Origin of the sequence: Cupriavidus necator A5-1, from assembly GCF_000744095.1 — a bacterium.
GTDB lineage: Bacteria > Pseudomonadota > Gammaproteobacteria > Burkholderiales > Burkholderiaceae > Cupriavidus > Cupriavidus necator_A.
Genome location: NZ_JQLI01000001.1, coordinates 1,751,820 through 1,772,153 on the forward strand (window position 1 = coordinate 1,751,820; position 20,334 = coordinate 1,772,153).

Genomic DNA, 20,334 nt, shown 5'->3' on the forward strand with positions numbered 1-20,334 from the left:
CGAGAGAACAGGACATGCACGCCAGTATTCTGAAGTACTTTGTCGAGGTCGCCCGCTGCGGGTCGATCCGCAAGGCTGCGCAGAATCTTTTCGTCGCGTCGAGCGCAGTCAACCGGCAGATCCTCAAGCTCGAAGCCGAAATGGGCACTGACCTGTTCGACCGCCTGCCCAACGGCATCCGCCTGAATGCCGCGGGAGAGCGGATGCTGCAGCATATCCGCGCGACGCTGAACGACTTCCACCTGATGCGCAGCGAACTCGACGAACTCAAGGACGAGCGCAAGGGCCACGTGTCGGTGGTGGCGATGGATTCGCTGTTTGTCGATTTCCTGCCCGCCGCGGTGGAGGATTTCTCCGAACTCTACCCCGCGGTGACATACGCCATCGCAGCGGTCACGCCGTGGGACGTGGCGCCCAAGGTGCTGGGCGGCGAATACGATGTCGGCGTCACCTTCGTCGCCAAGCTGCCCGCGGGACTGGACGTGGTGGCGCAGGTGGCGCTGCCTCCTGGCGTGGTGATGGCCTCCTCGCATCCCCTGGCCAGGCTGGAGCGCCTGAGCTTTGCCGACTGCCGCAACCATGCCTTCCTGCGCCTGGAGGGACGCTCGCCGATCCAGGGCGTGGTGTCGCCCAGGTTTGCCGAGTTTTGGGAGCTGCTGACGCCCAGCGTCACCTGCAATTCGACCACCTTGCTCAAGCGGCTGGTGGCCTCGGGGCGCGGCATTTCGTTCTTCTCGAAGCTGGCCTTCCTCGAAGAAATCGAGAAGGGCGAAGTGGTCTGGCGTCCGTTCGACGAGCCCAATATCAATGCGCTCAGAGTTGGCATCATCGTACCGACCCAGCGCGCGCTGTCCAACGTCACCCATGAGTTCGTCAGAGGCATCGTGCACCGCCTGAAGCAGGTGGAGTTGTCCTTGCTCGATACCTGACCGCCGGACCTCAATCCGGCACGCCAATCCAGTCCGAGAGCTTGTCATCACCTTTCCCGCGCAGACGGGAGAGGGGGACGGCTTTCGTCCGATCCATCCATCCGAAACTTCGAATGAAGCACAACTATATTGCCGGCCAATGGCTGGAGGGCGTCGCCAGCGTCGCCAATATCAATCCGTCCGACACCGCCGACGTGATCGACTACTATGCCCACGCTGACGCCGCCCAGGCGGGCGAAGCCATCGCGGCCGCCCACGCGGCCGCGCCGCTGTGGGCACGCAGCACGCCGCAGCAACGCGCCGACGCGCTCGACAAGATCGGCAGCGAGATCCTGGCGCGCCGCGAAGAACTCGGTGCGCTGCTGTCGCGCGAGGAAGGCAAGACCTTGCCGGAGGGCATCGGCGAGGTCACGCGCGCCGGCAATATCTTCAAGTTCTTTGCTGGCGAAGCGCTGCGCCAGCGTGGCGACAAGCTGGCCTCGGTACGCCCCGGGGTCGAGATCGAGGTCACGCGCGAGCCGGTGGGCACGGTCGGGATCATCGCGCCGTGGAACTTCCCGATGGCCATCCCGGCCTGGAAGATCGCCCCCGCGCTGGCGTTTGGCAACGCAGTGGTGTTCAAGCCGGCGGAACTGGTGCCGGGCTGTGCCTGGGCGCTGGCGGAAATCATCAGCCGAGCGGGGTTGCCCGCGGGTGCATTCAACCTCGTGATGGGCCGCGGCTCGCAAGTCGGCCAGGCCATGCTTGACGACCAGCGCATCGACGCGATTTCGTTCACCGGCTCGGTTGCCACCGGCACCCGCGTAGCGCAGGCCGCTGCGCAGCGACTGGCCAAGGTCCAGCTAGAGATGGGCGGAAAGAACCCGATGGTCGTGCTCAATGACGCCGACCTGGAGGTGGCGGTCGAATGCGCGGTGCAGAGCGCGTTCTTTTCCACCGGCCAGCGTTGCACGGCATCGAGCCGGCTTATCGTGGAGGAAGGCATTTACGCGCGCTTCATCAAGCGCATGCAGGAGCGCACGGCGGCGCTCAGGATCGGCCATGCGCTCACCGTCGGCACCGATATCGGCCCCGTGGCCAGCGCCGACCAGCTCGAGCAGGACTTGCGCTATCTCGCCATCGGGCAGGAGGAAGGCGCCCGCCTGGTGTGCGGCGGCGAGACGGTGACGCGTGCTACGCAGGGCCACTATCTGACGCCGGCCATTTTTGCCGATTGCAGCAACGAGATGCGCATCTGCCGCGAAGAAATCTTCGGGCCGGTTGCGGCCGTGATCCCGGCCAGGGATTATGAGCATGCACTCGAGCTTGCCAACGACACCGAGTTCGGCCTTGCCACTGGCATCTGCTCCACCTCGCTCAAGCACGTGCAGCACTTCAAGCGGCATGCGCAGGCCGGCATGGTAATGGTCAATGTGCCCACCGCGGGCGTTGACTACCACGTGCCATTCGGTGGTCGCAAGGGCTCCAGCCTGGGTCCGCGCGAGCAAGGTAGCTACGCGGCCGAGTTCTATACAACGGTGAAAACGGCCTACGTGGCGGGCTGAGCGTCAGCGTTGATGCGCCAGTGCGTCAAACGCAAGCCGCCACCCCTGGTGAACGCACCCCTCTCCCACGTCGTGGGAGAGGGGTGGGGGAGAGGGGTGGGGGAGAGGGCCGGAGCTTCCACGAATTACGGCACGTCGGTATGCCAGCGCCTGCCCTCTCCCCCGGCCCCTCTCCCGCAAGCGGGAGAGGGGAGCAAACCGGCAGCAGGCAGGCCTGTTCAGCGATCTGAAGCCGCCTTCCAGCGGCTTGTCGTCCTGTCAGTGCAATTCCCCCGCCAAATCAATCCGGCTTGATCCCCGCCCGCGCGATGATCGGCTTCCAGCGCTGCTGTTCCTGCGCGATGAACTTCGCGAACTCCGCAGGCGTATTGCCGACGACAATGGCCGCGTCGCCGCTGAGCCGCTCGACCGACGTCGGGCTCTTCACCGCCTTGATAGTGGCATCGGCCAGCTTGTCCGCGGCAGCCTGCGGCAGCGATGCGGGCGCGAGCAGCCCGTACCATTGCGTCATCTCGAAATTGGCATAGCCCTGCTCCGCCACGGTTGGCACCTCCGGCAGCTGCGGGATGCGTTGGGTCGTGCCCGTGGCGATGCAGCGCACCTTGCCCGCCTTGATGAACTGAAGGATCGCCGGCGCGCCCACTGCTGCGGCATCCAGCCGGCCGGAGAGCAGGTCGGTGATCTGCGGGCCGCTGCCGCGATACGGCACGTGGGTGATAAAGGTGCCGGTCGCGGCCTTCAGGTATTCGAACGCGAGATGGCCGGCGCTGCCGTTGCCGGCCGAGCCGTAATTCAGCTTGCCGGGCTTGCTCTTGGCGAGCGCGACGAACTCCTTCAGGTTCTTCGCCGGCACGTCGGGATGGACCACATACAGGCTCGGCACCTTGGACAGCAGCGAGATGGGGCGGAAGTCCTTGATCGGGTCGTACGGCAGCTTGGGGAAGATGAACGGGTTGACCGCCAGCGTGCCGATGTGTCCCAGGATCAGCGTGTGGTTGTCCTCGGCGCGCGCGACTTCCCCCATGGCGATATTGCCTGCGGCACCCGGCTTGTTCTCGACGAACACCGACACGCCGAGCAGCTTGGTCAGCTCCGCCGCGGTGGAGCGTGCAACGATCTCCGAGCTGCCGCCCGGTGCGAACGGCACCACCAGGCGGATCGGCTTGGCCGGCCAGGCCTGGGCGCGCACCAGCGATGGCGCCAGTGCGCATGCGCCGAGCGCGGCGGAGGCTTTGAGTAAATGGCGGCGGATGGGATCGATGTCGGTCATCTGAGTCTCCGGGAATTTCGGGTAGTTATCGCGAGGGAAGGGAACGGGTCATTACTCGGGCTTGACGTTGCCATCCTTGATGACCTTGGCCCACAGTTTGGTCTGTCCGTCGATGAACTGGCGCGCCTGCGCGGGCGGAGCGGCCACTATCTCGCCACCCAACTCGGTCACACGCTGTTTGATCTCCGGGCTGTTCATGACTTTCTGCAGCGCATCGGCAAGCTTGCCGGCAATCGGCTCGGGCGTTGCCGCCGGCAGGAAGGCGGCATTCCATTCGTAGACTTCGTAGCCTGCCACGCCGGCTTCCTGCATCGTCGGTACGCCCGGCAGTGCGCTGGTGCGGCTGTGGCTGGTCACTGCCAGCGGCTTGAGCTTGCCGGCCTTGATGTGCTGCAGGCTGGAGGCGACGTTGGCGAAGAACAGCGGCACCTGTCCAGCGATGACGTCGGTCATGGCCGGGCCGCCGCCCTTGTAGGGCACGTGCAGCAGGTCCACGCCGGCGCGCTGCTCGAACAGCACGCCCGCGAGGTGCTGCGCGGAGCCGTTGCCGGAAGACGCGAACGCGACCGAGCCTGGCTTCTGCTTCGCCATCGCCAGTACGTCGCTGACCTTGGTGGCGGGGAAGTTTGCTGTGGCGACCAGTACGTTGGGATAGCGCGCCAGCACGCCGACAGGCTTGAAGGCCTTGCCCGGATCGTAGGGCAGCTTGGGATAGAGGCTCGGATTTACGGCATAGGACGACGCATCGACCATCAGCGTGTAGCCGTCCGGCGCCGCCTTGGCGACATAGGCCGCGCCGATCTGCCCGCCGGCGCCTGGCCGGTTCTCCACGATCACCGACTGGCCGAGTTCGCGGCCCAGGCCGGGGGCAATCAGCCGCGCCATCAGGTCGGCACCGCCGCCCGGGGGATACGTGACCACGATGGTGATGGGACGCGACGGCCAGGATGCCGCCGTGTCGGCAGCCTGTGCCAGTGCCGGCTGCAGCAGGACGCCGGCGCCAATGGCCATGGCCATCGCCTTGATGCTTTGCATGAATCAGTCTCCTCGGGTGCGGACTTGCTATCGGATGTCCGCGGTATAGCGAAAGGCGTAGGCATCGCCCCGGGTCAGCCGGTACTCGATGCAGGTTCCACGCAAGTCAAAGGCGCGCCGTGTCACCACTGCGCAAGGATGGGCATCCGGCAGTTCGAGCAGCGAGGCCTCGTCCGCCGCCAGCGTGCGGAAGGTCACTTCATCGACGGCGCGATGCACGGTGATGCCGCACTGGCTGCCCAGCAGCGGATAGAGCAGGTCGCCCCACTGCGCCACCGGCAGTTGCTGCAGCGCCTCGCAGCGCGGCAGCGGCAGCCAGATCGATTCCAGCAGGCGGGGCTTGTCCTCCAGCCAGCGGCGGCGCGAGATCGCCAGGCCGCGCGCGCCGGCGGGCAGTTCGAAGCGCTCGGCCATGACCTTGTCCAGGCGCACGGAACGGCACGACAGGATCTCCGAGCGGGGCACGGCCGTCACCGCTTCGGCGCCGCCGAAGCGGAAGAAGCGCATCAGGCTGCCACCGGTCAGGCCCTTGCGCACGAAGGTGCCCTTGCCCTGCACGCGCTCCAGCAGGCCGTGCTGCACGAGCACGGCAATCGCCTGGCGGATCGTTCCTAGCGCAATGCCGAACTCCTTGGCCAGCACGCCTTCGGCCGGGATCGCCTCGCCCGGCGGCCAGTCGCCGGAGACGATCCTGGCCTGCAGCTCGGCCGCGATCTGGCCATATCGGCTCACTCCCGCGGTGGCCGCTGTCGTCAGGGAAAGGTCGTTGTCTCGCATGTCCGGGCCGTGCTAAATTGATGGCGATGTCCTCTAGAGGACTAGAATACTGACGCGGACCCCGATCCCATATCCGGGATTACCCGCGGGGCACTGAAGGGAAGACAGATGAGCAAAAGTGCATTGCCGGTGGTGGACTGCCACTTCCATGTGTTCGACGCGGGCGTGGCCGCACCCTCGGCCCGCTATCGCCCGCCGTATGCGGCCACGCTGCGGGACTGGCACGATCTCGTCGCGACCTTGGGCGATCCCTATGGCGTGGTGGTGCAGACCAGCTTCCTCGGCACCGACAATGCAGCACTGCTTGCCGCACTGCGTGCCATGCGCGCGCGCCTGCGGGGCGTCGCGGTGGTGGATCCGGGCGTGTCGGAGGATGCGCTGCGCGAACTGCATGACGCCGGCGTGCGCGGCATCCGGCTGAACCTGTACCGCGATCCCGACTGGCAGCGCATTACCACCGCGCCGTGGCGCGCGCTGTTCGCGCGCATCGCCGGCTTGGGCTGGCATATCGAACTTCATACCGACAACGGCGATGGCGGCATGGTGCTGGCGCAACTGGATGCCGCACTGGGCGACACCAGCGTACCGGTCGTGCTCGACCATTTCGGCCGGCCAGGCGCGGCGGGTACCGCGGACGCGATCTTCGACGTAGCCGCCGCGGTGCGCGAGCGTCGGCAGGTATGGGTGAAGTTCAGCGCGCCTTACCGCCTGGTGGCACCGCGGGACTGGCGGCTGCTGGCGCGGAAGTGGCTCGACGTCGCGGGGGCGGACAGGCTGCTGTGGGGCAGCGACTGGCCGTGGACCAATCATGAAGGGCCGGCGCGGGCAGGGGAATGCGAGGCCTTGTCCGGGTGGCCTGACGCATCATTGCCGGGTATCGGGGAGATGCCGCGTGAGGCGCTGGCCGATTCGTTCCGGTGGAAGAATGCGGCGGCGCTGTATGGGTTTGTGGTGGAACCGTAGGGTCGCAAGCCCGCGCAGGGATCGCTCCTATTCTTGATCAGCGCAAATATCATTCGCGCGTCGAAGGCTATTTCACAAGGAATGTCCCGCCCACAATGCCTGCTGTTTGCTCGACCAGAACAGGAGATGCCCAATGAAGCCGTTCGCAGCATCCAGGCCGCCCTTCGCCGGCCGCAGCTACCGCGTGGACTACGGCGGCTTGTCCGCCCACAACATCTATGCCGACGATGGCCGCTCGCTGCGCTACGCCATCGTCTCCGGCCCTTATGCAGGCGCGAGCGGCGCGGCGGCGTGCGAATGGCGCCAGGTTGCAGAAGGTATCTACGTGATCTCGTGGCAGGAGGCCAACGGCGCCACGGTGGTCCATGTCGATGACTTTGCGCGCGGCCAGTCGCAGGCGTTCTTTACCACGCCGGACCTGCAGTTCGTGCGCATGCAAGGGCCGCTGGTGCTGCTGCAGGATGGCGGGGCCGGCGCTGGCTGAGGCGTCGGCAAAAAAGGGCCCACACCGCCGTGACCGCGTCGGGCCGCGGCGGTTGTGCATGCCGGCATCACGCCGGCGCGGCGTCAGGCCTGGTCGATGGGAAGCGGTGCGTCGGGCGCGACGAGCCCTTGCGCGCGCAGCTCGCGCCAGAAATCCGCGGGGATCGACTCGGCCAGCGCTGCCTGGTCTTCGGCGATCCGCTCGGGGCGGCTGGCGCCCGGGATCACCGCGGCGACCGTCGGATGAGCCAGCGAGAACTGCAGTGCCGCCGCCTTGACGCTGATGCCGTGGCGTTGCGCGAGCGCCTTGATGCGCTCCACCCTGGCGATGATCTCGGGCGGCGCCTTCTGGTATTCGAAGTGCGCGCCACCGGCGAGGATGCCGGAGCTGTAGGGCCCGCCCACCACGATCTCGGTCTTGCGTTCTGCCGCGGCCGGCATCACGCGCTGCAGCGCGCGGCCATGGTCGAGCAGCGTGTAGCGGCCCGCCAGCAGGAAGCCGTCCGGCTGCGGCTCGTCCAGGTCGAGCGTCAGCTCGATCGGCTCGACGCGGTTGACGCCGAGGCCCCAGGCCTTGATGACGCCTTCCTCGCGCAGCCGGGTCAGCACGCGGAACGCGCCCTTGCGTGCGATCTCGAACTGCGCGAGCCATTCGTCGCCATAGAAGTCCTGCGCGATGTCGTGGATCCACACGATGTCGATGTGATCGGTATCCAGCCGCTTGAGGCTGTCCTCGAACGAGCGCATGGTGCCGTCGGCGCTGTAGTCGTTGACGATCTTGTTGGGCCGGCCCGAAGCGAATACGCCGGCCTTCTCGCCAAGGTCGCGCGCGCTGACGTCCTCGACTTCATCCAGGATCACGCGGCCGACCTTGGTGCTCAGCACGTAGTCCTTGCGGTCGTGGCTGGCGAGGATCCGGCCCAGCCGGATCTCGGACAGGCCGGCGCCGTAGAACGGGGCGGTGTCGAAGTAGCGGATGCCGTGGCCCCACGCAGCTTCCACGGTGGCCTCGGCTTCCGCTTCCGGGATGTCGCGGAACATATTGCCCAGCGGCGCGGTGCCGAATCCGAGCCGGGTGCCGGCGGGCAGTTTGTCCTTGATGCTCATGTCTTGCTCCATAACGTAAGGGTCGGTGAAGCCAAGTCTAGGGTGGTAACTTAAGTCTGTCTAAGACATAATTTGCTGAAGTTAAGTCCTGCGGAGTCTCAAATGATGGAGATACGACAACTTCACTATTTCGTCGCAGTGGCCGAGGACGAGCACGTGGGCCGGGCCGCCGAGCGCCTGCATATTTCTCAGTCCCCGTTGAGCCGGCAGATCGCCCAACTTGAAGAAAAGCTCGGGCTGACGCTGTTCGAGCGCTCCCAGCAGCGCATCCGCCTGACGACCGACGGACGCACCTTCCTGGCCGAGACCAAGGCCTTCCTGACTCACGCCAACCGGCTCGAATCGCTGGCGCGGCGCCTGGGCAGGGGCGACGAGGGCGGGCTGTGCATCGGCTACCTCGAATACGCGATGCACTCCGGCGTGCTGCCCAATGCGCTGCGCGCTTTGCGCGCCGAGCGGCCGGCGGTCCACATTGCCCTCTACAATTACAACTCGGCCGCGCAGATCGAGGGCTTGCGCCAGCGCAGCCTGGATATCGCGCTGGTCTGCGAGTCGCCCGCGCCGGACGATCCCGACCTCGATTCCGCGCAGGTGCTCAACGATCCGATGTTGCTCGCAGTGCCGGAGGGCCACCCGCTCGCAGCGGCCGGGCAATTGACGCCCGAAGACCTGGCCGCGCAGAAGTGGATTGGCGTGATGCACAAGGAGAACGCGCTGGGGCATGACCCCTTCATTGCCGCCTGCGCGCGTGCCGGCTTCACGCCCGCGATCACCATGGAGGCCACGGAGCCACTGGCCGCGCTCGGGTTGGTTGCCGCCGGGCTCGGCGTGACCATGATCCAGCAGAGCCTGCGCCACCAGGCACCGGGCGGCGTGGTGCTGCATGACCTGTCGTGGTTCACGTACCGCACGCCACTGTGGGCCGCCTGGCACAAGGTCAACCTGCGCCCACTGGTGGAGATCTTCCGCAAGACGCTGCTGGTCACGAGTGCCGACGCGCTCGCGGGCACGCCGGCCTATCCGCGCCTGACACCGGCTGCGGCGTGAGGGGGCTGCGCCTTCCAGAATCTCTACGAGGGTGGCCTGAAGGCGCTGGCCGACGGAATGGCGGCACGCAGGCAGTGACGGAGGTGCCCGCGAGCGCAGCGTATGCCATGCCGCTGCGCAGAGCGGCATCAGGGTTTCTACCTACGTAGCCAGCTGGCTAGCGGAGTTCGCACCCTGCATCGGCCCGGCCAGTTCCGATTTCCGTAAGGATCCGCGCCGCGGCTTAATTGACGCTTCTTCCCCGTCTTCTTATCGTTGGTCCCATAACAGCAAAGCTGAAATGACGACCGGCCCGCGCGATGCGCCTGCGGGCCGTCTCGCGCTATCCCAGGAGACTGACGTGACCATCCACAGCACCCACCCCTCGCCGTAGCGGCCGCCCCGGGGCGTCCCGCGTTCCCGGCAATTCTCCCTGCCAAAGCCCTTCCTTCGCTTTACCCACCAAGCGGCGGGCGCCCCTGCGCGCTTTCCGCGACGGAGCCGCTATGTCGCAACACCTGATTTCCATCTCTGTCCTCGCGCTGATGTTCGTCATCGCCACGGTCCTGCCCATCAATATGGGCGCGCTGGCCTTCGTCGGCGCGTTCCTGGTCGGCACCCTGGTTGCCGCCATGCCGGCCAAGGCTATCCTGGCCGGCTTCCCCGCGGACCTGTTCCTGACGCTGGTCGGCATCACTTACCTGTTCGCCGTGGCGCAGAACAACGGCACCATCGACTGGCTGGTGCGGCTCGCGGTGCGCGCCGTGGGCGGCCGGATCGCGGCGATCCCGTGGATCATGTTCATGATCGCCGCGGTGCTGACCTCGGTCGGCGCGGTCAGCCCGGCAGCGGTGGCGATCATCGCGCCGATCGCGCTGGGCTTTGCCGCGCGCTACGGCATCAACCCGCTGCTGATGGGGCTGATGGTGATCCACGGTGCGCAGGGCGGCGGCTTTTCGCCGATCAGCATCTACGGTGGCATCACCAACAAGATCGTGCAGAAGGCGGGGCTGCCGCTGAACGAGATGGCGACGGCCTTTGCCAGCCTGGGTGTCAACCTTGCCGTGGCCGCGGGCCTGTTCGTCGCATTCGGCGGCCTGCGCCTGATGCGGCAATCGGCGCCGGCGGCGGCAGCGCCGCAGGCGGCTGCCGACGGTGTGCTGGCCATGGGCCATCCCTTCGGCGCACACACCGTGCCGGCACAGGGCGCGCAGATCTATGGCGATGCCGAGGCCGAGGCCGGCATGGAAGAGCGGAAGACGATGGCACGCGACCGCGGATCGATGCTCGAGGGCGATGCCGCCGGCACCGCCGAGGCGCCGGCCGGTCTCTACCAGTACCTGACCGTGGCCGGCCTGGTGGCACTGGCCGTGCTGACGCTCTACTTCAAGCTCGATATCGGCTTCGTCTCGCTGAGCATTGCGCTGCTGCTCACGCTGATGGCGCCGGAGCTGCAGAAGCGCGCGCTGAGCCAGGTGTCGTGGCCCGAGATCATGCTGATCGTCGGCGTCAGCACGTACGTGGGCGTGATGGACAAGATGGGCACGATCGATTTCGTCGGCCACAGCGTTGCCCACCTGACCTCGCCGCTGATGGCGGCGCTGCTGCTGTGCTTCGTGGGTGCGGTGGTGTCGGCGTTTGCGTCGTCGACCGCGGTGCTGGGCTCGCTGATCCCGCTTGCCGTGCCGTTCCTGCAGCAAGGCTCCGACGTCAGCGCGATCGGCTTTATCGCGGCAATGGCGGTGTCTTCGACCATCGTGGATGTGAGCCCGTTCTCGACCAACGGTGCGCTGGTACTGGCCAACGCACAGGGCGTGGACCGGCAGGCCTTCTTCCGCAAGCTGATGATCTATGGCGCGCTGGTGACCGTGATTGCGCCGGTCGTGCTGTGGTTCATCTTTGTGGTGCTCTGAGTTCCCTTCCATCGCCTACACAGACTCGAAACCATGAAATTGCTCGAATCCACCATGCAGGCGCCGCAGGCCATTGTGCCTGTGCAATCCCCGGCCAGGCCGGCTGCCATCCCCGACCTCGCCGCTTACCAGGGGCTGTGCGACGAAGCCGAGCGCGACTATGAGGGCTTCTGGGCCCGCCACGCGCGCGAACTGCTGCACTGGAACAAGCCCTTCACCAAGGTGCTGGACGAGAGCAACGCGCCGTTCTACAAGTGGTTCGAGGACGGTGAGCTCAACGCGTCGTACAACTGCCTGGACCGCAACCTGCAGAACGGCAATGCCGACAAGGTCGCGATCGTGTTCGAGGCCGACGACGGCACCGTCAGCCGCGTGACCTACCGCGAGCTGCATGGCAAGGTGTGCCGCTTCGCCAACGGCCTGAAGTCGCTTGGCATCAAGAAGGGCGACCGTGTCGTGATCTATATGCCGATGTCGGTCGAGGGCGTGGTCGCGATGCAGGCCTGCGCGCGCTTGGGCGCCACGCACTCGGTGGTGTTCGGCGGTTTCTCGGCCAAGTCGCTGCAGGAGCGGCTGGTCGACGTCGGCGCGGTGGCGCTGATCACCGCCGACGAGCAGATGCGCGGCGGCAAGGCGCTGCCGCTGAAGGCCATCGCCGATGACGCACTGGAGCTGGGCAGCTGCGAGGCCGTCGAGCACGTGGTGGTCTATCGCCGCACCGGCGGCAACGTGCCCTGGACCGAAGGCCGCGACCTCTGGATGGAAGACGTCAGCGCCGGCCAGCCGGACACTTGCGAAGCCGAGCCGGTGAGCGCCGAGCATCCGCTGTTCGTGCTCTACACCTCCGGCTCCACCGGCAAGCCCAAGGGCGTGCAGCACAGCACCGGCGGCTACCTGCTGTGGGCGCTGATGACGATGAAGTGGACCTTCGACATCAAGCCCGACGACCTGTTCTGGTGTACCGCCGACATCGGCTGGGTCACCGGCCATACCTATATCGCCTACGGCCCGCTGGCCGCTGGCGCCACCCAGGTGGTGTTCGAAGGCGTGCCCACGTACCCCAACGCCGGCCGCTTCTGGGACATGATCGCGCGCCACAAGGTCAGCATCTTCTACACCGCGCCGACCGCGATCCGCTCGCTGATCAAGGCCGCCGAGGCCGACGAAAAGATCCATCCGAAGCAATACGACCTGTCCAGCCTGCGCCTGCTCGGCACCGTGGGCGAGCCGATCAACCCGGAAGCCTGGATGTGGTACTACAAGAACATCGGCAACGAGCGCTGCCCGATCGTCGATACCTTCTGGCAGACCGAAACCGGCGGCCACATGATCACGCCGCTGCCGGGCGCGACGCCGCTGGTGCCGGGCTCGTGCACGCTGCCGCTGCCGGGCATCATGGCCGCCATCGTCGACGAGACCGGCCATGACCTGCCCAACGGCAACGGCGGCATCCTGGTGGTCAAGCGCCCGTGGCCGGCGATGATCCGCACCATCTGGGGCGATCCGGAACGGTTCAAGAAGAGCTACTTCCCCGAGGAACTGGGCGGCAATCTCTACCTGGCCGGCGACGGCTCGATCCGCGACAAGGACACCGGCTACTTCACCATCATGGGCCGCATCGACGACGTGCTGAACGTGTCGGGCCACCGCATGGGCACGATGGAGATCGAGTCGGCGCTGGTGGCCAATTCGCTGGTGGCCGAAGCCGCGGTGGTGGGCCGCCCGGACGACATGACCGGCGAAGCCATCTGCGCCTTCGTCGTGCTCAAGCGCGCGCGTCCGACCGGCGAAGAGGCCGTGAAGATCGCCACCGAGCTGCGCAACTGGGTCGGCAAGGAAATCGGCCCGATCGCCAAGCCCAAGGACATCCGCTTTGGTGACAACCTGCCCAAGACGCGCTCGGGCAAGATCATGCGGCGCCTGCTGCGGTCGCTGGCCAAGGGTGAGGAAATCACGCAGGACACCTCGACGCTGGAGAACCCGGCGATCCTGGAGCAGCTCGGCCAGGCCAGCTAGTCCATGCGAACTGGCCGCCACGCGGCTAAGATAGGAGGCCGCCCCCACACCCGAGCCCAGAACCATGAGAATCCGCATTGGCGAAGAGATCACCTTCCGCAAACTCGAAGCCCTGCTGGCGTTCATGGAGTCTGGCAACCTGGCCAAGGCGGCCGAGATTCTGGACACCAGCACGGTCAGCGTGCACCGTGCGCTGCATTCGCTGGAAGAGGGCACGAGCTGCGCGCTGTTCCGGCATGAGGGCCGCAACCTGATCCCGACCGATGCGGCCTATGTGCTGGCGGATACGGCAAGGGAAGTGCTCAAGGCCATGGCCGACGGCATCCGTGCCACGCGCGAGGCCGCCGGCTATTCGGCCGACCAGCTCAAGATCGGCTCGCTCTATTCGCTGACGGTCCAGACCGTGCCCAAGATCGTGATCGGGCTGAAGCTGCGGCGCCCGGAGCTGCAGACCGAGCTGGTGCTGGGCTCCAATGCGGACCTGCTGCAGAAGCTCAAGCAGGGCTCGATCGACGCCACGCTGATGGCGGTGCCCGAGCCGGACCCGGATATCGAATCGATCCCGCTGTTCGAGGACGATATCTTCTTTGCGGCGCCGGCCAACTCGCCTTATGCGTCGATGCCGGCGGTCGACCTGCGCGCCTGCCGCGACGAACCTTTTGTCGCGCTGAGCGAGGGTTTCGTCACCTATCATGGATTTGTCGAGGCGTTCCGGATCGCGGAGTTCACGCCGAATCTCGTCATGAAGGTGGGCGATATCTTTTCGCTGATGAACCTGGTGGGCGGCGGCATTGGCTGCACGCTGCTGCCTGGCCGGGTCCGGGGCGTGTATTCGCGCAACGTGGCGTTCGTGCCACTGACCGGCGAGTACGACATCAAGCAGACCATCGGCCTCAGCTTCCTGCGCCGCCGCGAACGCGATCCCAACCTGCTGGCGCTGGCCGCGGTGTGCCGCATGGCCATGCGCGAGACGGACCAATAGGGCGCCGGGGCCGCTTCCAGCCTTGCTGCTGGCCTCGCTTCCGGCCAGCGTAACGGTTCTCCCCCCGGCGTGATTGTTCGGTGGCTTCCCCCTGTTTAAGGTGGACCCATCAGACAGACGTCAGCCGGAGATGCGATGACCACCACCAGCACGGGCCGCCAATGGAACACCCGCAGGGAAGCCAAGGCGCGCCGCAAGCAGAATGCCGCCGCGATCGCGCAGGGCAAGCTGGTCCCGACCAGCGATATCGTGCCCTTCCTGGAAGCCGTGCTGCTTCCGGGCGACCGCGTGGTGCTCGAGGGCAACAACCAGAAGCAGGCTGACTTCCTGTCGCGCTCGCTGGCGCAGGTCGATCCCGCGCGCGTGAGCGCGCTGCATATGATCATCCCCAGCGTCAGCCGGGTCGAGCACCTGGATTTGTTCGAGCGCGGCATCGCGCGCAAGCTTGACTTCTCCTACGCCGGCGCGCAGAGCATCCGCATCTCGCAGTTCCTGGAAGACGGGCAGCTCGAAGTCGGCGCGATCCACACCTATATCGAGCTCTATGCACGGCTGTATGTGGACCTGGTCCCCAACGTCGTGCTGATCGCCGGCTACAAGGCCGATCGCGACGGCAATCTCTACACCGGCCCCAGCACCGAGGACACGCCGGCACTGATCGAGGCCGCCGCCTTCCGCGACGGGCTGGTCATTGCGCAGGTCAACGAGATCGTCGACGACCCCGCCGGCCTGCCGCGCGTGGACGTGCCAGGCTCCTGGATCGACTACGTGGTGCAGGCCGACAAGCCCTTCTTCTGCGAGCCGCTGTTCACACGCGATCCGCGCCTGATCAAGCCGGTCCACGTGCTGATGGCGATGATGGCGATCCGCGGCATCTACGAGCGCCACCAGGTGCAGTCGCTCAACCATGGCATCGGCTTCAACACCGCGGCGATCGAACTGATCCTGCCGACCTACGGCGAGTCGCTGGGGCTGAAGGGCAAGATCTGCAAGTACTGGACCCTCAACCCGCACCCGACGCTGATCCCCGCCATCGAGACCGGCTGGGTCGAGAGCGTACACAGCTTCGGCAGCGAACTGGGCATGGAGGCCTATGTCGCGGCGCGGCCGGATGTGTTCTTCACCGGTGCGGATGGCTCGATGCGTTCGAACCGCGCCTTCTGCCAGCTTGCCGGCCAATACGCGGTGGACCTCTTCATCGGCTCGACCCTGCAGATCGACGGCGATGGCCACTCGTCCACGGTGACGCGCGGGCGCCTGTCGGGCTTTGGCGGCGCGCCCAACATGGGCCACAACCCGGGCGGGCGCCGGCACCCGACGCCGGCCTGGCTGGACCTGATCGAGACCGACGATCCGCTGGCGCGTGGCCGCAAGCTGGTGGTGCAGATGGTCGAGACCTTCCAGGCGGGCGGCAAGCCCACCTTTGTGGAATCGATGGACGCGGTCGACGTCGCGCGCGAAAGCGGCATGCCGCTGGCGCCGGTGATGATCTACGGCGACGACGTCACGCACGTGCTGACCGAGGAAGGCATTGCCTACCTGTACAAGGCGCAATCGCTGGAAGAACGGCGCCGGATGATCGCCGCGGTGGCCGGCGTCACGCCGATCGGCATGAAGCATGACCCCGCCACGACGCGCCGCATGCGTAGCGACGGCCTGATCGCGCTGCCTGAAGACCTGGGCGTGCAGCGCAGCCAGGCCACGCGCAGCCTGCTGGCGGCAAAGAGCATGGTCGACCTGGTGGACTGGTCCGGCGGGCTGTACGCGCCGCCGGCTCGCTTCCGGAGCTGGTAATGGCGAGCGCAGCAGCAAGGATCCTTCATACGCCGGCACAGCACCGGCATCAGCCTGCGGCCTCCACCCGCGCCCAGGCGCTGGCTGGCCTGGCCGTCAGCGCGATCGTCGAGGAAGCACGCCTGTCGCCCAAGCCCGGCCTGGTCGACAGCCGCGGCAGCGGTGCGCATACCGACCTGACGTTGCCGCTGATGCTGCACTCCGCGCAGTCGCTGGAATCATCGTTCGTGGCGATGGCCGATGCCGGCCTGCAGGCGCCGCGCGTTGCGTATGGGCTGCGCGAACGGCTGGGCGCACTCGGCCGCGAGGCCGAGGCCGTGATGCTGTCTGCCACCGGCGGCGTCAACACGCATCGCGGCGCGATCTGGTGCATCGGCTTGCTGGTCGGCGCCGCAGGACACGTCAGCGCTGCCGGGCAGCGTGCCAGTGCCGCCGCGATCAGTGCGACGGCCGGCGCCATTGCCGCGCTGCCGGACCGGCACCGGCCCGTAGTGACCGGCAACAAGGGCGAGCTCGCGTGCCTGGCGTACGGGGTTGGTGGAGCGCGGGCCCAGGCACGCGCCGGCTTCCCGCACGTGATGCGGCTGGCACTGCCGGCATTGCAATGCAGCCGCGCGCGCGGCGACAGCGAATCCACGGCACGCCTGAACGCGCTGCTGGCGCTGATGAGCGAGTTGGACGATACCTGCGTGCTGGCGAGGTCTGGGCACAAGGGCCTGGGCTACATGCAGGCCGGCGCGAAGGCGGTGCTCGCCGCCGGTGGCGCGGGCACGGTGGCCGGACGGCGCCACCTGCGCAGCCTGGACGCCGGCATGCTGGCGCAGCGCGCCTCACCGGGTGGCGCGGCGGACCTGCTGGCCGCCACCATCTTTTTGGACCGGCTGTCGCACGACGACGATGCCGACGGGCACGACTTCAGGGGACTGTGATGGAACAACTTCGATTTGAATTTCCGGCAGGGCAGCCTGCCACTGGGCGCGTGCTGGTCGGCGTAGTGGGGTCCGGCGACCTCGAGGTGCTGGTCGAGCCCGGCAGCGGCGGCGTGACCACAGTGGAGGTCACCACCTCGATCAATGGCTATAGCCGCGTCTGGGATGCGCAGCTTTCGCGCGTCTTTGCCGCCGAGCCGCGGGCGTCGATGCAGATCCGCATCCACGATTTCGGCGCGACGCCGGGCGTGGTCGGCATGCGCCTGGCCGAAGCCTTTGAGGCACTGGGCGGCGCACAGCAACCAGGAGAGGCGTCATGAGCACCGAGGAGCTGCTGGCGCGCAACAGCTTTATCGAACTAGGGGCACGCGAGCGTGCGCGCGTGCTGCTCGATGCGGGCACCTTCCGCGAACTGGCCGGCCCGTTCGACGGCCTGCAATCGCCATGGCTGCCGCCGCAGGGCGTGGTGCCCCAGAGCGATGATGGCGTGGTGGTTGCCAAGGGGCGCATCGACGGGATGCCGGTGGTGGTGCTGGCGATCGAAGGCGCGTTCCAGGGCGGCAGCCTCGGCGAAGTCGGCGGCGCCAAGATCGCCGGCGCGCTCGAGCTCGCGGCCGAGGACAACCGCCGCGGCGAACCGACGCGCGCGGTGCTGCTGCTGGAGACCGGCGGCGTGCGCCTGCAGGAAGCCAATCTGGGCCTCGCCGCAATTGCCGATATCCACGCCGCGATCGTCGACCTGCGGCGCTACCAGCCTGTGCTGGGCGTGATCGCGGGGCAGGTGGGGTGCTTTGGCGGCATGTCGATCGCCGCCGGGCTGTGTACCACGCTGGTGATGACGCAGGAAGGGCGCCTGGGCCTGAACGGCCCGGCCGTGATCGAGCAGGAGGCGGGCATTGCCGAGTATGACTCGCGCGACCGGCCCTTTATCTGGAGCTTTACCGGCGGCACGCAGCGCGTTGCCAGCGGCTTTGCGGATGTTTACGTCGATGACGACTGCGACGCCATGCGCAGCGAAGTCGCCACACTGGTGCGCGGCCCCGTTGCCGCCAGCCATCGCAGCGAGCGCTACGCGCTGTACCTGGCCGCGCTGCAAGAGTATGACGCCAGCGTCCAGCCGACACCGGCGGGGGTGCAAGACCTGTTTCAACGGGAGAACGACGCATGAACGCACAACTCCATCCCGCGCCTGAACGCCAGATCAGCCGCGGCGCACGGTGGCTGCAGGCGCTGGCGCCGACGGCGTCGTACCTGCCGGGCTTCCCGGACTCTGTGGCAGTGGCGGACGGCGAACTGGCGGACGTGGCGGTCCGGTGGATCGCGCTCGTGCCGGATGCGGCCAGCAGGTTCCCGCGCGCTCGCAACGGGGAGGCCGGCCTGCTTGAAGGCTGGTCGCTGGCGCGCGCGGTGCGCGAGGTGATCGAAGCGGATCGCAACGCGCCGGTCAAGCGCGCGATCGTGGCGATCGTCGATACGCCCAGCCAGGCGTATGGCCGGCGTGAAGAGGCGTTTGGCATCCACCAGTCGCTCGCCGGCGCCGTCGCCGCCTATGCCGATGCGCGCCTGGCCGGTCATCCGGTGGTGGCGCTGATCGTCGGGCGCGCCATGTCGGGAGCCTTCCTTGCGCACGGCTACCAGGCCAACCGCATCATCGCGCTCGATGACAAGGGCGTGCTGGTGCATGCGATGGGCAAGGAGGCCGCCGCCAGGATCACCATGCGCACGGTCGAGGACCTGGAAGCGCTGGCGTCGACCGTGCCGCCGATGGCCTACGACATCCTGAACTTCGCCACGCTGGGCATCCTGTGGCGGCTGATCGACGTGGAATCGGCCAGCGAACCGTTGGAGGGGGATGTGCACCTGGCCCGCGACACGATCCTGTCCGCGCTGGCGGACATCCGCCGCGACCCGACGCGCGACCTGTCGGGCCGGCGCGCGGGGGCCAACCGCAAGGCGTCGGCCGACGTGCGCGCCTGCCTGTCGCGCCAATGGCAGGCCTGAACGCCGCCACGCCGGCACCGCATGACCTGGTCTGGCTGGCCGATCCTGCTGCCAGCCTCGACCGGGATGCCTTGCCGGACTGGGTCTCGCTGACAGCGCTGCGCGAGACGCCGGTGGTGGTGCGTCGCGATGGCTGCCGCATCGGTGAGATTCCCGTCGGGCTGCGCGGCCGCACGCGCTCGGAACGCTATGGCACCTGGGTCGCGCCCTCGGCGATCTGCAAGGTCGTCACGCCGATGGATCTGGCCGCGCAGCGCGCATGGCGCCACCGGCCGGAGCTGGCGACACTGCCGGCCATCGTCGCGCTCGAGGCCATCGCCGACCGGCTCGACGCGGCGGGTATCCGCTGGGGCGTGACCGGCAGTGCAGGCTTCTCGCTTGCCTGTGCGCAAAACGTGCTGCATGCCGACAGCGACCTCGACCTCGTTGTGCAAGCTGCGCAGCCGCTGCCAGCCCGGCATGTGGAACTGCTTGCCGAACTGCAGCGCGCCGCGCCGGCCAGGATCGACATCCAGGTCGCGACGCCATTCGGCGGCTTCTCGTTGCTGGAGCGGCTGCGCAGCGGCGGCAAGGTGCTGCTGAAGACTGCTCACGGCCCGAGGATGACCGTCGATCCCTGGCAACCCGCGCCATGAACATCCTGTTCACCTTCCCCGGCCAGGGCGCGCAGCGCCCCGGCATGCTGAAGGACCTGCCGGCGCATCCGGCGGTCGCAGCGGTGCTGGCTGAAGCGGAGGAGGTGCTGCAGGTCGCGGTGGCGGAGATGGATTCGCCGGCAAGCCTGCAATCCACGGTCTGGACCCAGCTATGCCTGCTGACCGCCGGCGTGGCGATGACGCGCTGCCTGGCCGCGCACGACGCCAGCGCCGACGCAGTTGCCGGCCTGTCCATCGGCGCCTACGCGGCAGCGGTGACCGCAGGGGTGCTGTCTTTCGCCGATGCGCTCAGGCTGGTGCGGTTGCGCGGCGAACTGATGGCACAGGCCTATCCACAGGGCTACGGCATGACGGCGATCATCGGCCTGGACCGAAGCCGGCTCGAACCGCTGGTCGCGCAAGTCTGCTCGCCGCAGCATCCGGTGTACCTGGCCAACTTCAATGCGCCGACGCAGATCGTGATCGCCGGAAAGCTGTCGGCACTGGCGGAAGTATCGGCGCTTGCCCTCGCGGCCGGTGCGCAGGCTGCAAAGCCCGTGGCCATCCACGTCCCGTCGCACTGTTCGTTGCTCGATGCCGCGGCGCAGACACTGGGCGATGCCATGCAAAACGTACCGCAGTCGCCGCCCACGCTGCGCTACTTCAGCGCCAGCAAGGCACGCGAACTGCGCGATCCCCGCAAGATCGCCGAGGACCTCGCGCAGAACATGGCCACCCCTGTGCGCTGGCATGAAACCATGCTGCTGGTCCGTGCCAATGGTGCGAGGCTGGTGGTGGAAGCGCCGCCGGGCGACGTGCTGACACGGCTGGCGCAGCCGGTGTTTGCCGACGGCATGGCGCTGGCCTGCGACCGGACCCGCGTGGATTCGATCGCGGCGATCATGCGGCGCGAGGGCTAAGGGTCTCCGG

Annotated in this window: 19 protein-coding genes; 15 read left to right on the forward strand and 4 right to left on the reverse strand. The window is 67.4% G+C overall.

The annotated features are described in order from the left end of the window. Positions 1-14: 14 nt before the first annotated feature. Both K307_RS07690 and K307_RS07695 read left to right on the forward strand, forming a co-directional pair. Positions 15-929, forward strand: a complete 915-nt coding sequence (locus tag K307_RS07690) for a LysR family transcriptional regulator (protein ID WP_042877437.1) — start codon at positions 15-17, stop codon at positions 927-929. A gap of 113 nt (positions 930-1,042) precedes the next feature. After that, positions 1,043-2,473: an aldehyde dehydrogenase family protein gene (locus K307_RS07695; RefSeq protein ID WP_042877438.1), complete on the forward strand. Its 1,431-nt coding sequence runs from the start codon at positions 1,043-1,045 to the stop codon at positions 2,471-2,473. A 280-nt stretch (positions 2,474-2,753) separates the two neighbouring features. Here the strand turns inward: K307_RS07695 and K307_RS07700 are convergent, their stop codons facing one another. From K307_RS07700 to K307_RS07710, 3 genes are read right to left on the reverse strand one after another with little or no spacing between them, the layout of a single operon-like run. Next, positions 2,754-3,743 carry a Bug family tripartite tricarboxylate transporter substrate binding protein gene (locus tag K307_RS07700; RefSeq protein WP_042877439.1) on the reverse strand — a complete coding sequence of 330 codons (990 nt, stop codon included), beginning with the start codon at positions 3,741-3,743 and terminating at the stop codon, positions 2,754-2,756. 51 nt (positions 3,744-3,794) lie between these two features. Then, positions 3,795-4,778: a tripartite tricarboxylate transporter substrate binding protein gene (locus tag K307_RS07705; protein ID WP_042877441.1), complete on the reverse strand. Its 984-nt coding sequence runs from the start codon at positions 4,776-4,778 to the stop codon at positions 3,795-3,797. Positions 4,779-4,805: 27 nt separating this feature from the next. After that, on the reverse strand, positions 4,806-5,555 hold the full coding sequence (locus tag K307_RS07710) for a GntR family transcriptional regulator (RefSeq protein ID WP_042877443.1): 750 nt from the start codon (positions 5,553-5,555) through the stop codon (positions 4,806-4,808). A 108-nt stretch (positions 5,556-5,663) separates the two neighbouring features. Here K307_RS07710 and K307_RS07715 point away from each other — a divergent pair, with 108 nt between their 5' ends. Then, entirely contained in the window at positions 5,664-6,518 is an 855-nt protein-coding gene (locus K307_RS07715; RefSeq protein ID WP_042877444.1) for an amidohydrolase family protein, read from the forward strand. Positions 6,519-6,651: 133 nt separating this feature from the next. Next, positions 6,652-7,002, forward strand: a complete 351-nt coding sequence (locus K307_RS07720) for a MoaF-related domain-containing protein (RefSeq protein ID WP_042877445.1) — start codon at positions 6,652-6,654, stop codon at positions 7,000-7,002. A gap of 83 nt (positions 7,003-7,085) precedes the next feature. On the opposite strand, the gene K307_RS07725 is transcribed toward K307_RS07720, so the two are convergent. Then, entirely contained in the window at positions 7,086-8,108 is a 1,023-nt protein-coding gene (locus K307_RS07725; RefSeq protein ID WP_042877446.1) for an aldo/keto reductase, read from the reverse strand. 102 nt (positions 8,109-8,210) lie between these two features. Between K307_RS07725 and K307_RS07730 the strand changes: the two genes are divergently transcribed. The 11 genes from K307_RS07730 to mdcH all read left to right on the forward strand — a co-directional run bounded on the left by K307_RS07730 (position 8,211) and on the right by mdcH (position 20,324). Further along, positions 8,211-9,155: a LysR family transcriptional regulator gene (locus tag K307_RS07730; protein ID WP_042877447.1), complete on the forward strand. Its 945-nt coding sequence runs from the start codon at positions 8,211-8,213 to the stop codon at positions 9,153-9,155. Positions 9,156-9,640: 485 nt separating this feature from the next. Beyond that, positions 9,641-11,047 (forward strand): SLC13 family permease, encoded by a 1,407-nt coding sequence (locus K307_RS07735; RefSeq protein WP_042877448.1) that lies wholly within the window; start codon positions 9,641-9,643, stop codon positions 11,045-11,047. Between the two features lie 33 nt (positions 11,048-11,080). After that, positions 11,081-13,063 (forward strand): acetate--CoA ligase, encoded by a 1,983-nt coding sequence (gene acs, locus K307_RS07740; protein ID WP_042877449.1) that lies wholly within the window; start codon positions 11,081-11,083, stop codon positions 13,061-13,063. A gap of 64 nt (positions 13,064-13,127) precedes the next feature. Then, entirely contained in the window at positions 13,128-14,045 is a 918-nt protein-coding gene (locus K307_RS07745) for a LysR substrate-binding domain-containing protein (protein ID WP_042877450.1), read from the forward strand. Between the two features lie 135 nt (positions 14,046-14,180). Then, positions 14,181-15,839, forward strand: a complete 1,659-nt coding sequence (gene mdcA / locus K307_RS07750) for a malonate decarboxylase subunit alpha (RefSeq protein ID WP_042877451.1) — start codon at positions 14,181-14,183, stop codon at positions 15,837-15,839. Continuing rightward, a complete protein-coding gene (locus K307_RS07755; protein WP_051974752.1) occupies positions 15,839-16,768 on the forward strand; it encodes a triphosphoribosyl-dephospho-CoA synthase in 930 nt (309 codons plus the stop codon). The genes mdcA and K307_RS07755 overlap by 1 nt, the downstream gene beginning before the upstream one ends. Beyond that, positions 16,768-17,088 (forward strand): malonate decarboxylase subunit delta, encoded by a 321-nt coding sequence (locus K307_RS07760; protein WP_042877452.1) that lies wholly within the window; start codon positions 16,768-16,770, stop codon positions 17,086-17,088. Before K307_RS07755 ends, K307_RS07760 begins: the two co-directional genes overlap by 1 nt. Further along, positions 17,085-17,936 carry a biotin-independent malonate decarboxylase subunit beta gene (locus K307_RS07765; RefSeq protein ID WP_042877453.1) on the forward strand — a complete coding sequence of 284 codons (852 nt, stop codon included), beginning with the start codon at positions 17,085-17,087 and terminating at the stop codon, positions 17,934-17,936. Before K307_RS07760 ends, K307_RS07765 begins: the two co-directional genes overlap by 4 nt. Next, a complete protein-coding gene (mdcE, locus tag K307_RS07770) occupies positions 17,933-18,769 on the forward strand; it encodes a biotin-independent malonate decarboxylase subunit gamma (protein ID WP_051974753.1) in 837 nt (278 codons plus the stop codon). The genes K307_RS07765 and mdcE overlap by 4 nt, the downstream gene beginning before the upstream one ends. Next, positions 18,757-19,404 (forward strand): malonate decarboxylase holo-ACP synthase, encoded by a 648-nt coding sequence (locus K307_RS07775; RefSeq protein ID WP_042877454.1) that lies wholly within the window; start codon positions 18,757-18,759, stop codon positions 19,402-19,404. Before mdcE ends, K307_RS07775 begins: the two co-directional genes overlap by 13 nt. Further along, positions 19,401-20,324, forward strand: coding sequence for a malonate decarboxylase subunit epsilon (gene mdcH, locus K307_RS07780; RefSeq protein WP_042877455.1), 924 nt, complete (start codon positions 19,401-19,403; stop codon positions 20,322-20,324). Before K307_RS07775 ends, mdcH begins: the two co-directional genes overlap by 4 nt. Positions 20,325-20,334 lie beyond the last annotated feature (10 nt).

Excerpts from the sequence above, each read along its gene's own strand:
- K307_RS07730 (WP_042877447.1), top strand. The coding sequence starts at position 8,211 with ATGATGGAGATACGACAACTTCACTATTTCGTCGCAGTGGCCGAGGAC.
- K307_RS07725 (WP_042877446.1), bottom strand. The coding sequence starts at position 8,108 with ATGAGCATCAAGGACAAACTGCCCGCCGGCACCCGGCTCGGATTCGGC.
- mdcA (WP_042877451.1), top strand. The coding sequence starts at position 14,181 with ATGACCACCACCAGCACGGGCCGCCAATGGAACACCCGCAGGGAAGCC.
- K307_RS07710 (WP_042877443.1), bottom strand. The coding sequence starts at position 5,555 with ATGCGAGACAACGACCTTTCCCTGACGACAGCGGCCACCGCGGGAGTG.
- mdcH (WP_042877455.1), top strand. The coding sequence starts at position 19,401 with ATGAACATCCTGTTCACCTTCCCCGGCCAGGGCGCGCAGCGCCCCGGC.
- K307_RS07755 (WP_051974752.1), top strand. The coding sequence starts at position 15,839 with ATGGCGAGCGCAGCAGCAAGGATCCTTCATACGCCGGCACAGCACCGG.
- K307_RS07775 (WP_042877454.1), top strand. The coding sequence starts at position 18,757 with ATGGCAGGCCTGAACGCCGCCACGCCGGCACCGCATGACCTGGTCTGG.
- K307_RS07720 (WP_042877445.1), top strand. The coding sequence starts at position 6,652 with ATGAAGCCGTTCGCAGCATCCAGGCCGCCCTTCGCCGGCCGCAGCTAC.
- acs (WP_042877449.1), top strand. The coding sequence starts at position 11,081 with ATGAAATTGCTCGAATCCACCATGCAGGCGCCGCAGGCCATTGTGCCT.
- K307_RS07765 (WP_042877453.1), top strand. The coding sequence starts at position 17,085 with ATGAGCACCGAGGAGCTGCTGGCGCGCAACAGCTTTATCGAACTAGGG.
- K307_RS07715 (WP_042877444.1), top strand. The coding sequence starts at position 5,664 with ATGAGCAAAAGTGCATTGCCGGTGGTGGACTGCCACTTCCATGTGTTC.
- K307_RS07760 (WP_042877452.1), top strand. The coding sequence starts at position 16,768 with ATGGAACAACTTCGATTTGAATTTCCGGCAGGGCAGCCTGCCACTGGG.
- mdcE (WP_051974753.1), top strand. The coding sequence starts at position 17,933 with ATGAACGCACAACTCCATCCCGCGCCTGAACGCCAGATCAGCCGCGGC.
- K307_RS07745 (WP_042877450.1), top strand. The coding sequence starts at position 13,128 with ATGAGAATCCGCATTGGCGAAGAGATCACCTTCCGCAAACTCGAAGCC.
- K307_RS07695 (WP_042877438.1), top strand. The coding sequence starts at position 1,043 with ATGAAGCACAACTATATTGCCGGCCAATGGCTGGAGGGCGTCGCCAGC.
- K307_RS07690 (WP_042877437.1), top strand. The coding sequence starts at position 15 with ATGCACGCCAGTATTCTGAAGTACTTTGTCGAGGTCGCCCGCTGCGGG.
- K307_RS07735 (WP_042877448.1), top strand. The coding sequence starts at position 9,641 with ATGTCGCAACACCTGATTTCCATCTCTGTCCTCGCGCTGATGTTCGTC.
- K307_RS07700 (WP_042877439.1), bottom strand. The coding sequence starts at position 3,743 with ATGACCGACATCGATCCCATCCGCCGCCATTTACTCAAAGCCTCCGCC.
- K307_RS07705 (WP_042877441.1), bottom strand. The coding sequence starts at position 4,778 with ATGCAAAGCATCAAGGCGATGGCCATGGCCATTGGCGCCGGCGTCCTG.